The organism is Calothrix sp. NIES-2098 (assembly GCF_963875125.1).
In the GTDB taxonomy this organism is placed as follows: Bacteria; Cyanobacteriota; Cyanobacteriia; order Cyanobacteriales; family Nostocaceae; genus Aulosira.
Genome location: NZ_CAWNKJ010000001.1, coordinates 1,535,495 through 1,547,895, shown reverse-complemented (window position 1 = coordinate 1,547,895; position 12,401 = coordinate 1,535,495). Strand labels below are relative to the sequence as shown.

Below are 12,401 nucleotides of genomic sequence, written 5' to 3'. Positions count from 1 at the left end.
AGCAATTCTTATGAGAGTACTCTACCATCCAGAAACAACGCTTGTCGCACAACTAATGTCTGTCATTGTCTTTGGGATTGTCTTTGTCGCCTACGGAGTAAAGCCTCCTATGCCAGGAGAGGCCTACTCTAACCTTCATCTGGTGAGTAAAGCGTGGCGTATGGCAATTGAAGAACGCTGGCTGTTGTCCTCACTCCTCGTGGGGGCTGCCCTGGTGATTCCCGATTTAGCCTACCTTGTGTTGATTGATAATCGGCTTGAGCGCCTCCATAACAATATTGATGAGTATCGCGGAATGCTGTCGCTGCGTGAGGAGGAAGAAGACATTGAAGCAGAGCAGGCAGCACAAGCAGGAGAAGAGCAAGCGAGGCAAAATCAAATATCTCCAGAGCAATATCAACGACCTAAAAAAACCTACGAATAACGTGTAGGTAAGGAGTGTAGCCTATGCAACGTTACGGACGCGGTGAGATGAACTCTCCACGCAATAATCAACTAAAACGAATCAATCCCGCCCAGTACCCCCCGCAAAGACACCAGTATTTACAAGGCGATACCTCCCTTGACCACCTGCTGGATGTCCCCCCGCCTGTGCGTGGCCCCAACCTTCCCTTCGTCATTCAGCAACCAGAAATATTAGTCAAAGACTGGAAATTAAATGAATTTCTCTACTACGGCGGTTTTTATATTCCCCGCGATCGCTTAAAGCATCACACCTTAAGCCTTGGCACCTCTGGCTCTGGTAAATCTCTGTTGTTAGAGATCTCAATGGCCTGGGCGCTCTCGCACTGTAAAAAAGGCTCTGGGGTAAAGGTGGTGCTGTTTGACACCAAAGGGGACTTTCTCCCGATTGCCGCCCACTTTGCAACGCAGCAGCAGGTGCCACTGTACTACCTCAACATCAGTGATAATCGCGCCATCCACCCAGAAGGTGGTGTGGCAGGCTACGCCTGGGATATCGCCAAAGACTGTGACGGGCGGCTTGAGTATCTTATGGAAATGATGGAGATACTGCTGCCGACACCAGACCAAGGCGATCCGTTTTGGGCACAAGGAGAGCAAGGTATCGCTATCGGCAGTGCTGAGTACTATGAGCAGCAGCAACCTGGAAAGTGGGGACTGTTTGATATTTACAATGCCTGTTTAGCACGTGCCCCTGAATTAGCAAAAATACTTCGCCATACCGAATTTGGCACCGCGATCGCCGAGCGCCTTCTTGAGGGAAATGCCGATAAAACTCGTGATGGGGTGCTCTTAGGCGTACTGTTTAAGATGCTCCATTTTCAGACCGCCGCCGCTCATCAATACTACACACCGCGTGAGCGTTGGTTCTCCATTAAGGAGTTTATGCAAGGCGAAGGCATTGTGGTGATTAGCCAAGATTTATCGGCGAAAAAATCATCCAGTCCGATTATGCGGGCGATGTTTCAAACCTTTGTCAATCACTACAATGCTCGTCCAGGAAGCAAGGAATACCCTGATACCTTTGTGTTCATGGATGAATTTCCTTTTATCGGGAAAATGCCTGGCATTTTAGATGTCTTAACCTTTCAACGCAGTAAAGGGGTGTCGCTGTATCTCACCTGCCAAGGCATTGAGCAGTTAATGGATCAGTACGGCGTGTATGGGGCAGAGACGATCGCCAATAACTGTAGTTTTAAAATTTTATGCCGCACTGAATCGCCTACGACTGCCGAGTGGTCAGTCAAACTTGCGGGCACCCAGCGCTGTTTTGAATCCCATGCCAGCAGCCAGCGCACGGCACAAGGTGCGTCTATGGGGAGTGCCGAAGCTCTGGTAGAGCGTACCCGCTTTATTACCAGTGATTTTATGGATATGCCTGATACAAGCTACTATGACGGGCTTCATTACTTTTTTCTCTCTCCGTTTACCCGTGGCATGTTTTATCGCTGCTGGAAATCAGGGAAAGACATTGAAACATTACGCCCCCGTAAAGCCAACGTGCCAGGCATGATCCAAAAACCCGCCCAGTATTTGAGAATGCCGTCACCGACAAAACAGCAGACACCACACACGTACCAACAGGTACAACAGACGGTGAATAATACGGCGTGGCGAGAAGAGTTTTTAAACGTTGACGATCCACTCCAGTACGCCCTACGGGTAGAAACCTTAGCACTGATTGAAAAAGAACTAGAAGCCATCTTTGGCATGATGTTTAAGCGCGAGGAAAAAGAATGACCTACTACACCAAAAAAGACTTAGAGCGCGAGTATAAGATTGCTGACACCACGGTCTACCGCACCTTAAAAGCTTGTGGCCTCTCCACTGCACGGAGGAAGTACACCGCTGAAGAAATTACCACCCGCTTTAAAGTCGCTCGCCAACTGTTTGCGGCACGGCACACCGTAGAGGAGGTAGCGCAGTACTTTTGCGCACACGCGCTCAATCACACCACTACCCCCACCTATATATTCATGGATGAATTTCTTTTCATCGGGAAAATAATGCCAGGTATTTTAGATAACTTAACCTTTCAACATGATTAAGTGATGACCTACTACACCAAAAAAGACTTAGCGCAAAAGTTTAAGATTGCTGACACCACAGTCTACCGTACTTTAAAAGCCTGTGACCTCTCCACGGCGCGCAGGAAGTACACCGTCGAAGAAATGACCATCTTTGGCATGATGGTTGAGCGCAGGAGGAAAGAATGACCTACTACACGAAAAAAGACTTAGCGCGCGAGTATAAGATTGCTGATACCACGGTCTACCGTACCTTAAAAGCCTGTGGCCTCTCCACCGCACGCAGGAAGTATACCGCCGAAGAAATTACCACCCGCTTTCAATTGGCGCGCCAACTGTTTGAGGCAAGGCACACCGTGGAGGAGGTAGCGCAGTACTTTGGCTTACGCACGATAAATGTTTCTTTACATAAGACGTTACCCACCTATGCCTTACACGAAGAAAAACCTACGCGATAAGTATCACCTCGGGAATTCAACGCTCCATGAGCACTTAAAAGATTGTGGCCTCAACACGAAAAAAAGCGTGTTTACCGATGAGGAGATTCACTCAATCTTTGATGTTGCCGAACAGATGAGAAAAGAAGGCTATAGCAGTAAAGAAATACGGCAGCATTTTGGCGTCGGCAACGCGCAAGCAACGCCGCCTCCGTCAGCGTCTCCTGGAGGAACTCTTTTCACCGATGCCGTCGCGCAGACAGTGAAAGGATTTATGCAGGCAGAAGCACGCGAGGCAGTACGAAAGGTGTTACCGCTTATTCCCTTCATAGTGGAGCAAGAGTTTATTGCCCTGATTCAATCGGGGGAATTTCATCAGTCATTTGTTGACTATGAAGAGAATGTGCGAACACAGCAACGGACTGATTATTATGATGTAGCTTCCTATACTGTACCTAACGTAGGCGGATTAGGCGCAGGAGAAGAAGACGAGGAGGAACATGAGGAGGAAGTGGATGATGAAGTGAATGTAGAGGAAGAATGAGTAATAGGTTAACCATCATACTTACGTCATTGGTGCGTAGGTATGATGCTGTTAAGATATAACCTTTTAGGTGTTATCGTTTATGACCGGATGATGCACATAAAAATTAATAGATACATTGTGTACTTGATGCTCCTACGCTCCTATGCACTTGATATCTACCGTTCCCGTTCGCGTTGACGTTCGTAGCCGCGTGAGGCAGATGAGGATTTTTGCTCCGTCACCTTAGCAATCACCTCCTTTACCTGCGCTGGCGTAAGTCCGGTTATCTTCCTTGACTCCAATTCTTCTACTGAGATTCTGTTGGTACGTAGCTCCCACGCTAAGAGCCGCTGCTGCCGTTGTGCGGCATAGTGTGGTTTCTGACGGAGATAATCCGCCTGTTTTTTGGAGATTAATCCAAAGGCTTGATACACCGTGATGCTAAATTCACTCTGTGGTAAGCCTTTGCCTTGAGTGAATTGCAGGTATTGGCGACGGGTAATGCTGCCTGTGGCATAGAGCATCGTCATGCGGCGGTTAAACTGACGGTGGTCTGCTTTCTTCTTGAGGTATTCTTGTTGACGAACTTTACGCCGCTGTTGTTGATGCCAGGTGATGACGGTCTTGGCTCCTGACCATAACTTTTCTTGGAGTGACTTATACTCGACTAGTTTTTTCCCTTCCGCATTGAGCTGATAACAGGTTTCTTGTGCGTCTACCTCATAGCGCGTCGGTTGGTTGTCTGCGGCGCGTTCTTTGACTAAAGTATTTACCGTCACCGGACGTAGGTACTGCGTTTTATAGGTGTCTACAAGCTGTTGTGCCTGTTCAGTTGAGAGTCTGCCCTTGGATGCGCCTAAGACAGCATTAAACAGGTGTGATTCTCGTAGGGGGCGGTCTTTCTGTTTACACTGGAGTGACGTGGCAATTGAGCGGTGTAGCTTCTGTATATCTACCTTTTCTTGACGGTGTTGGCGATTGACGACTTTTGCCCATCGAAACCCGTAGTCGTTACCTTGTTGCTGCCACTTCGCAAAGAGCTGCGCGGTATTTACCTGTAAGTCTTTGGGTTTTCTTGACTTTAACGCTTCTGCACGAACCTCTGCCCCTGACATTTGAGGTGTAATTCGCGCTTCGATTTGCTGTGCGCGCGTACTCATGGCACGCGAGAGATCGGTAGAGATACCTTCGATGCCAAAGGTAATGCCTTTTCCTTTTTCAAATGGGCGATTGTAGGTGTTGACGCCTAATTCTTGCTCTAATTGGCGGCGGAGCGCATTTTGGTAGACCATGCCTGCGGCATAGCGCTGCTCAAGGATTTTTTTCCCATCTAAGGCGCGCGCCTCACCCTGCTCATTAAAGCCAATGTTGAGCATAAGAATATGGCTGTGTAATTGCGGGTCAAGCTCTCGGCTTGTGGTGTGGTGGAATACAGCAAATACACCTTCTGCTTTTTCGTGGGTAGTACCGTTATGCCCTGCCCGCGTGTAACAAGCGTGCTGATCTAAGTAGGCGATCGCGTCATTGACGGCACGTATATGCATACGGTGCAGTTGTTCGCGCAGGGCATTATTGGGCGCTTGACTCCACAGCACGGAGACATCCTTAGGCGCACTCATCACGTTATCGTAGCCGACAACAGATCGGTAGGTTTTTTTCGTTTCAGTCACCTTGTCTTTTAATGCCTCAGGAATATATTTTTCTGAGCGAAAGGTCTGTACCTTCTGGGTGTCGGGATTAGTGTATGTCCAGATGGTGTAGTCTCTGGACTGGTAGGCACCTTGACGAAGGGTGGTGGTGCCATCAGGGGATTTTCCTTGAAATAAATGCTTGAGGCGTTCGTCTTGCTGTTGAATCTTGGTGTTCTCAATGCGAAGGCGAGCAGCGCCTCTCCCGTGGAAACTTCCTCTGGGGTCAATTTCACTGGTGTAGTAGTCTTCTTTTCCTAACTTGTTGTAGTAGTCTTCGCGCCCTGCATGAACGATGCCGATGGAGTTCATAGGATGCCCCTTTCACGTGCTGTATTCTTTTAAAATAGAGGCATCTTGATGCAAATGTGTCCGAACCTTGTTCGGCTCCTATTTATATAAAAAAGAAAAAAATAACCTAAAAAAAGAACGGATATTCGGCGGCTACCGCGTGCGGGAGTCGCCGAATATTCGGCACCTATTCGGCGAACGTTCGCCGAATAGACACTACAGAAAATACAAGTTTTCCACATGAGCCGGAGGCGAAGACCCCCGACAAAGGGGTCGTAGCCGTGCGATTGTGGGAAACTTCCTCCTAGTTATCAACAGCCATAGGCTGTTGATAACTAGGAGACGACTTTTTTAATATTCGCTCGGAAGGTGACAGACCCAGCCCGAACGAGTGGCACTCTCAGGATTGAGATAGAGCGGCTGCACAAACAACTTTATTGCAGCTAACGGGAAGTCTGTGTAGGGAATAAAGTCTGCAAGCACCATTTGGCCTTTGTCCCACTCGCACACGAGTGTTGCGTGTTTATTAGCCCGTACTTTTAAGATCCAAAATTGAATTTCTTGTAGCTTAGGGTGTGATTCAATTGCTGGATCGCGTTGTAATACGGCAATCCGATCAAACAGCCAATGACATTTTGCCTCTTCTCGTAAATAATGGGTGCCATCAGTCAAAAAAAAGTAAGGAAATAAAGGGTGTTTATAATACATTGTGGTACCCCAGAATTGAGCAAGCTCAGATTTAAGTTTTTTTTGACTTACTTGTTTTGTTTCCGCTTCACTCTTGATTAATTCAATATTTTTTACCATACTAAACTTCCTATTGTTTTTATAAGGATTGACGTGACAAGAAAGAGAAGCACTACATATAATAGTTGCAAGCTTTGTGTAGTCTTCTCTACATTGTCCAATCGTTCAGTAGTTGCTTTTTGAAAGTTAACTACTTCGTCTTGAAATTTTTTTCTTGAGTGTGTCAATGCTGAAAAATACATTACGTTTAATTCTTTAATGTGATTAGGCGAATGTTTAAATTTCTCTTCTCCCTCCATAAAAATCTACCCGTACTAAGTTGTTAAATAGTGATATTGAAGTCTTGCTTCAATGTTAGAAAGCCTATTGGCGATTATGCCAATAGTCAATACTTCGTGAAGAAAAAAACCTACGTTTTTGAAAAAAATTCAATTAAATCCTGCACCCGCAAGGGTGCAAATGTATCACTCGCTTCAATTATTGAACTCACTCAATTGTAGGTAGATATTATGGAATTTATAAAAAAAATAAGAGAATCTAAAAATGTTACAGGCTACAGAATAGCAAAAGAATTAGGCTTTTATGATTGTAAGCATTATCTACATTTTGAAAATGCTAAGAAAGCAGTAAATTTAGATAAACTTATTAGGCTGTGGCGTTACTCTGGGTTAAGTGCAAAGGCGTTTTTAGAGATGATAGAAGAGGAAGTAGGTGCTAAAACTACAGAAGAACTAGAAGAGTAAGCCTATCAATATTGAGCCTATAGGCGTTAATGTGTAGCCTCACAGAGCATTAGTATAATCATACGAACTATTATGTTCTTTAGGTAGTTAATTGTGCGTACAATTGCACTTTTCCTTTACAGTCTGTAAGGGAGCGTGCATCTTCTTAGGTTTTTAACGGTGTACCTATAGAAAACTCAGTCAAGACTATGCAACATGATGCGTTGGCTTACTTAACAGATGACTTTATTCGTCGTGACTGTGGGATTCACGGCGCACAATTAAGTGAAGAAGACTGTGCGCGTATTCGTGAAGAAGTGATACGCTTACACACACGTAGTGAATTTCACCATGTAGGCATATATTGGATTGCTAACCGTCTTGCGGGTGAAGGGGAAATACATCCACTTGTGCCTTAAAAAATTATGGTTTCTATTATTAAGGTTGCCTTTTTAGGTACACCTTTTTTAATTTCTTTTCTTTGTAATGACCAGTACTACTACTGTAGTGCATACAAATAATAAACAGATTCATCGTACTCAAAAAGCCAACTATTTGTTGGCTTTTTTTTATCTATGAGGCTTCAATGTAGTACCCGTCCTTTTCGTTTCCCTTCACCCGCTTTTCACTAACGAGCTGCTCCAGGGCACGGCGTAACGTTCGTACACTAGGGTTGTTACCTTCCCAGCGACGACTATTTCTAATGGCATGAAAACTGACGGGTATACTTGCCGCACTGGTAACGATGGTAATCACCGTGTGGAGGAACTCCTCATTCACTACTGCTACCGCTTCAGCGTCTGGGTGCGCTGTGTCTAGCTGGAACAGGCTTTCAAGCTTACTTACCTCATCCATTATTGAAAAACACGCCCCGTGTGAGCTTGTACGTGCAAGCGATTGTACATCCTGTACGTGTAACTCAGGGAAAAAGGTAAGCAGCGTTCGTGCTGGATCGGGTTGCCCGTTAAGGGGATGGTTGCATTCTTTTAACCATTGCGGCACGGTGCCAATTTCTTCAAGCGATCGCTCAAAATTGGTTGCATCAGTCAGAAAGTAGTGCCCTGTGGCAACGGCAATTTTCTTCAGCGGTGCTACCTGCACGCTGGTCGCCTCACACCCGATAAAGGCAGCGCCCGTTTTAAACGTCTCCGCCATCCCTGCGGTTTTATTCCCGACCCAGGATGATAAGTTCTTGCCATGCAGCACAATAAATATCTGTGCACCTTTTTTACTGGCACGAGTAAATAAGAATTTAATCATCCACTCGCGCTGGTCAGGTGCAAGGTAGCTTGAGAGTGCGACGGCTTCATCAATGACGAGCAGCACGTCTTGATACTGTCCATCTGCGGCGTTATCCATCTGCTTCAGATACGTGAATAACGCTTTGGCTACCTGTGCATCAGCGTCACTGCCGTCTACGTCAGGATAAGAGAAACGGCACACCAGTCGCTCACATTGAAACGGGTACACGTCGCCTCCGGCTGTAAAATAATGCACCTTAAGCGTTGGTGTTACCGCTTGGCTTACCACCGCCAGCATTGCCATTAACGTACCTTTGCCGCCCCGTTGATTCCCCGCAATGACTGTGATCTGGTCTTGCACACATTTGGTGAGGTCAAACCCGTCGTGTTGGAGAAGTGCTATCACCTTCTCTGCTCGTGCAGGGAGGGGTAGGTGAAGAAGGGCTTTTTGTACCTGTACCGTGTGCGTGCTCTCTGTTTCATGGAATGCTTTTGCCTCTTCCGTAGGTGTGGGAATGGCGGTCTGTGCTCTTTCATCTGAAGGCGGCAGCGAGTAAATATCCACCGTAGAACTCACAGGCAATTGAAACGCTTCAGTCTGCGCGTGTCGATACTGCTGTACCCGCTGTACTTCTGCCACATTGACGCGAGAATCAATCTGCACGGTGGTTAAATAGGTGTGTAAATTGTCGTAGGTAGGTAATCCTCTTCCTTTAAGCTTGGTATACCACCCTAAGAGCCACCTATAGGCGTGAAAGCGTTTCCCTGACTCAGTCTGTACCAAATACTGCGTTAATTGCTCAAAATTACTATCACTGTAGAGAAAGACAAACTCTTCTGCTTCATAGCGCGGTAAAAAGGTAATGGTACCAGCGAGGTGATTTTCCTCCCACGCATGGCGTGCGTCGTAGTCGCCTATTCTCGCCAAGGCATCGACCATATTGCCACGTACAAATGGCAGAGGCGCAAACTCCTTGGTGCGGCTAAAGTGTTCGACGACAAACCACAGCCATGCGGCACCGCCTACTAGTCCACCAACAAAAACTAAGGGATTTACGGCATAAAAAATCAGACTTGCCCCCGTGACAACTATCCCAACCACTCGTGTCGTATCTGCGTCAGCTTCTATACGGCGTGCTCGCGTTACAAGCTGCTCTTTTCGCTCTTGCAACCACTCTGCGACATTACCTGCTTCAAGGTGTGAAAGACTGGGATAGTCATCGCGTAAATGACTTGTTTCTTTGGTGGTGATACGAGGTAGTTCAGTCATTACCTCTTCCTCCTAATCTTTGGTTAATCGCCAAATGCTGTACCCAATTTCTCCGGCAAGCATGGTGCAGATATTAAAGAGAATGCAGCCTACTATCATGGTGGGTACGGTGGACTGCCAAGGATTTCGCGCGGCAAACGTGCTCACAATATCAAAGCCCCAGATAAAGAGCGCCGTAAATCCAATAGAGTGGCGATCTCGCATTCCCGCCGTTTTGTAATCCCGCCAGATTTCGCCTACGAGGTCTATTTTGCCTTGTGGCTTTTGCTCTAAGTCATACTGCATATGATCTTGCAGATCTCTTCGCGCACTATCGGGGTTTTTTCCTCGCAGCGTATACGCTTCTAACACTTGAATGCCTACGGCGATGAGAAATGCGACGTAAAAGAAGGGGTTAAACACGGCGTAGGGAACGTTAAGCCATGACCAGGACGGCTCAAACCAGGGTAAAAGTGCAGGTTGTCCAAACACGGTCTGCCACACACTATCCGTACTCACCGCGGCACCGATTAAAAAAAGTGTACCTCCCACGACGGCACGCCCTGTGCCACCGTTACTCACAAATTGGCTCACAATTGCGGCGGCAAACCGAATGGGAAACCCCAGCACGAACACGACTACTTTTGCAATCGCATCAATCAGTTCGCCTACGCTTCGTTTTTTCTGTTGAGAGGAGCTTTCTCTACTTCCTCCCTCACCTTTATTTGCACCTAATGCCATCTCATTATTTCCTCCTTGTGCTCACTCCTTGTATTGCTTTCACTCCCTGGCAAATGTCACCGTAGGCGGGTACACGTTTCCACTTCCATACCCCATCAGCAATTTCACCAATGCACCGTCCGGCGGCATCGTACACCGTCACGGTTTCGCCTTGCTGGTAAAGCGTAGTATCAGGACGGGGGTCACGACTGCTATCGAGGTAATTGGTAATCCTAAGCCGCTGGCTTATTGGCATAACGCCTGATTGAGCAAGTGCAGTGCTTGTCGTCTCTCGTTCCTTGATCCGTAGGCGTTTTAAGGACTCGCTCTCTTCTACCATGCGAGCGTCCAATTGGATCTGTACCTTTTGGTGTTCAGCCTTCACGTAGGCGGCAAGGCGTGCCCCAAAGGGAAGAAATAGTGGCAGCACACTGATGGCACCGCCTAGTAAGGCAAGGCTACATTGTTTGCGATACATCGTGATTTAGGCGGGACAGTCCCGCCCCACAATACGTTAAGAATTAGCGATCGCTTTTAATAAGGCTTCTTTCTGCGTGAGTGACAGCTCATAGAGGCGGTTGACCACTTCCTCGGCTTCACCACTGGGTGGCACGTCTGCTTCATGCTGCATCCACGCTTCATGGGCAATACGGCTTATCAACCACAGTGCATCTGGTTCCGTCAGGCGCTCTAAATTGTCGCCCCAGGTTTCAGCAATATCGGCAATAAGCTTGATGGTATGGTTACAGCCCCAATACCCTAATGGTTTATAGCCCATGACCGCAGTCTCCTTTTATATAGAGAGGTAGTGAATGAGCGTGTTCTTGCTGATAGGCGTTCACGGCATTCTCTAGGGTTTGTCGGAGCCAGTAGGCAGGCGTTACCCCGTGGGTCTCTGCAATGAGCCTAATCGTTGGCACTAAGTGCACTGGCACGTTGTAATTAAGCCGCATCGGTTGTGTGTCGAGCTTCATGATGAGGAGAATCCTTCGGTGGTGAAAAGAGGTGGTGCATTTCAGCTAAGGCGACAGTGCCAGGTTCTTCAGGAATGAAGACATGCTCATCAGGAATACCGGACTGCCGTAGGTGTTCTCTTACGAGCATTCGCACGGGCGCGATCGCAAAACCACCACCACACAAGGTGATGGGGTAGCGCCTCCCACTGGTCGCTAAGGTTTCAAGAGCGTAGGTAAGGGGAGAATCCTTTATCCACTGCGTTATCGCTACGCTTAATACGTCACCAATATCGTGCCCTTCCGCCGTGTAGGCGTGAATTACTCCTTGTTCATCAAGGGTTGCGGTTTCAAGAATGTCTTTTATCTGTGAGGGGCGCATGACGCGCGCAGCATCAACGGTTGAAAGCTGCTCGGCAAAAACTCGCAGTAACGTCGCAATCCCACCACCGCCATGTGGGTGACACATGCCACGTTTTGGCAAGGTGCCAAGCGTGTCATACTCAGTGAGTGTGGCAGTGCCAAACCCGATATCAAAAGTATAAAACGTATACACTGCTACGCCTACGTAACGTAGGCGCTCTTGGGTAAACAGTGCGGCACCATAGCCTTCAGGAAAGCCTACACACCCTGCTCGCGAAAACGAAAGCCGATACTTCACCCCATCAACGACAATCCAGCGGCATTGCTCAATAGCTGCATGTAAGGTGCGCGGTGAAGCAAGCGAAAGGGTTGAGAGATGAATATGGAGTGTGCGCTTCCTTTTATGAGTGCCTGTAGAAAACTCGTCTAAATAAGGCAGCGAGGCAATCGCCCCTAACGCTAATACCGGAAAATAAGCGACTTTATGGTCTGCTCGCTCCGTCATGCTCACAAAGTCTTTTCCCTGAAAGCGAGCACTACTGCCGACGACCCAATGCTCTACGATGTCGTTCTGCTGATCATCAACGCTTCGCGCCATACTAAACGCGCCGCGCTCCCCGTAGGGAACACTTTCCACAGGGCAGACCAGTGAATCTAACGTCATCACTGGCGTGGTGCGTGTGGTGGTTCTGGCTTGAAACTTAATGCGGGAGCGCCCCGCGTCAATCACACAGTACAGGTACGTTTTTGGCCGTGTGGTGCGCGTTCGCTTCGGCGGCACTTCTGGGGCATCGTCAATGGCATTACTCATGTCGATACTGGCACACGGTGCTTCCGTGTGAAGAATGTATATGGTGGTACAAAAGATTGCGGCATGTTGCACGGCGGCAACACACGGTTATGTCAGTTGCAACGGGGTGTTGCAGGCGTGCACCCATGATGCAACCGTTGCAACAGTACCTCTGCAACGTTGCA

The 12,401-nt window shown here is 47.7% G+C and carries 16 protein-coding genes; 8 read left to right on the top strand and 8 right to left on the bottom strand.

Annotated elements, in window-relative coordinates; genetic code table 11:
- Window positions 1–10 precede the first annotated feature (10 nt).
- The 6 genes from AACU33_RS06460 to AACU33_RS06435 are packed head-to-tail and all read left to right on the top strand — an operon-like array spanning window position 11 to window position 3,470.
- Window positions 11–424 (top strand): hypothetical protein, encoded by a 414-nt coding sequence (locus AACU33_RS06460; RefSeq protein WP_096587629.1) that lies wholly within the window; start codon window positions 11–13, stop codon window positions 422–424.
- A gap of 23 nt (window positions 425–447) precedes the next feature.
- The gene (locus tag AACU33_RS06455; RefSeq protein ID WP_096587627.1) at window positions 448–2,202 is read left to right on the top strand and encodes a type IV secretory system conjugative DNA transfer family protein; all 1,755 of its coding nucleotides are present in this window, start codon (window positions 448–450) and stop codon (window positions 2,200–2,202) included.
- A complete protein-coding gene (locus AACU33_RS06450) occupies window positions 2,199–2,510 on the top strand; it encodes a hypothetical protein (RefSeq protein ID WP_096587626.1) in 312 nt (103 codons plus the stop codon). Before AACU33_RS06455 ends, AACU33_RS06450 begins: the two co-directional genes overlap by 4 nt.
- A 3-nt stretch (window positions 2,511–2,513) precedes the next feature.
- A complete protein-coding gene (locus AACU33_RS06445; RefSeq protein ID WP_339375796.1) occupies window positions 2,514–2,678 on the top strand; it encodes a hypothetical protein in 165 nt (54 codons plus the stop codon).
- A complete protein-coding gene (locus AACU33_RS06440) occupies window positions 2,675–2,947 on the top strand; it encodes a hypothetical protein (RefSeq protein WP_096587624.1) in 273 nt (90 codons plus the stop codon). Before AACU33_RS06445 ends, AACU33_RS06440 begins: the two co-directional genes overlap by 4 nt.
- The gene (locus AACU33_RS06435; RefSeq protein ID WP_339375795.1) at window positions 2,916–3,470 is read left to right on the top strand and encodes a hypothetical protein; all 555 of its coding nucleotides are present in this window, start codon (window positions 2,916–2,918) and stop codon (window positions 3,468–3,470) included. Before AACU33_RS06440 ends, AACU33_RS06435 begins: the two co-directional genes overlap by 32 nt.
- Before the next feature lie 158 nt (window positions 3,471–3,628).
- Here the strand turns inward: AACU33_RS06435 and mobF are convergent, their stop codons facing one another.
- Together mobF and AACU33_RS06425 are read right to left on the bottom strand one after the other, a co-directional pair.
- Entirely contained in the window at window positions 3,629–5,452 is a 1,824-nt protein-coding gene (gene mobF, locus AACU33_RS06430) for a MobF family relaxase (RefSeq protein WP_096587622.1), read from the bottom strand.
- A gap of 330 nt (window positions 5,453–5,782) precedes the next feature.
- Entirely contained in the window at window positions 5,783–6,238 is a 456-nt protein-coding gene (locus tag AACU33_RS06425; RefSeq protein WP_096587620.1) for a DUF6876 family protein, read from the bottom strand.
- Between the two features lie 449 nt (window positions 6,239–6,687).
- Between AACU33_RS06425 and AACU33_RS06420 the strand changes: the two genes are divergently transcribed.
- Both AACU33_RS06420 and AACU33_RS06415 read left to right on the top strand, forming a co-directional pair.
- Window positions 6,688–6,921 (top strand): hypothetical protein, encoded by a 234-nt coding sequence (locus AACU33_RS06420; protein WP_096587617.1) that lies wholly within the window; start codon window positions 6,688–6,690, stop codon window positions 6,919–6,921.
- 188 nt (window positions 6,922–7,109) lie between these two features.
- Complete coding sequence (locus tag AACU33_RS06415) at window positions 7,110–7,319, top strand: hypothetical protein (RefSeq protein ID WP_096587616.1); 210 nt, start codon at window positions 7,110–7,112, stop codon at window positions 7,317–7,319.
- Window positions 7,320–7,473: 154 nt separating this feature from the next.
- Here AACU33_RS06415 and AACU33_RS06410 read toward each other — a convergent pair whose 3' ends face one another.
- Genes AACU33_RS06410 through AACU33_RS06385 form a run of 6 tightly spaced genes read right to left on the bottom strand, consistent with a single transcriptional unit; the run spans window position 7,474 to window position 12,237 of the window.
- Window positions 7,474–9,411, bottom strand: coding sequence for a hypothetical protein (locus tag AACU33_RS06410; protein WP_096587615.1), 1,938 nt, complete (start codon window positions 9,409–9,411; stop codon window positions 7,474–7,476).
- 12 nt (window positions 9,412–9,423) lie between these two features.
- The gene (locus AACU33_RS06405; protein WP_096587614.1) at window positions 9,424–10,131 is read right to left on the bottom strand and encodes a hypothetical protein; all 708 of its coding nucleotides are present in this window, start codon (window positions 10,129–10,131) and stop codon (window positions 9,424–9,426) included.
- A 4-nt stretch (window positions 10,132–10,135) separates the two neighbouring features.
- Window positions 10,136–10,588, bottom strand: coding sequence for a hypothetical protein (locus AACU33_RS06400; RefSeq protein ID WP_096587613.1), 453 nt, complete (start codon window positions 10,586–10,588; stop codon window positions 10,136–10,138).
- Window positions 10,589–10,624: 36 nt separating this feature from the next.
- Entirely contained in the window at window positions 10,625–10,888 is a 264-nt protein-coding gene (locus tag AACU33_RS06395; protein ID WP_096587612.1) for a hypothetical protein, read from the bottom strand.
- Entirely contained in the window at window positions 10,878–11,084 is a 207-nt protein-coding gene (locus AACU33_RS06390; protein WP_096587611.1) for a hypothetical protein, read from the bottom strand. Before AACU33_RS06390 ends, AACU33_RS06395 begins: the two co-directional genes overlap by 11 nt.
- Window positions 11,053–12,237, bottom strand: a complete 1,185-nt coding sequence (locus AACU33_RS06385; RefSeq protein WP_339375794.1) for a hypothetical protein — start codon at window positions 12,235–12,237, stop codon at window positions 11,053–11,055. The genes AACU33_RS06390 and AACU33_RS06385 overlap by 32 nt, the downstream gene beginning before the upstream one ends.
- Between the last annotated feature and the right edge of the window lie 164 nt (window positions 12,238–12,401).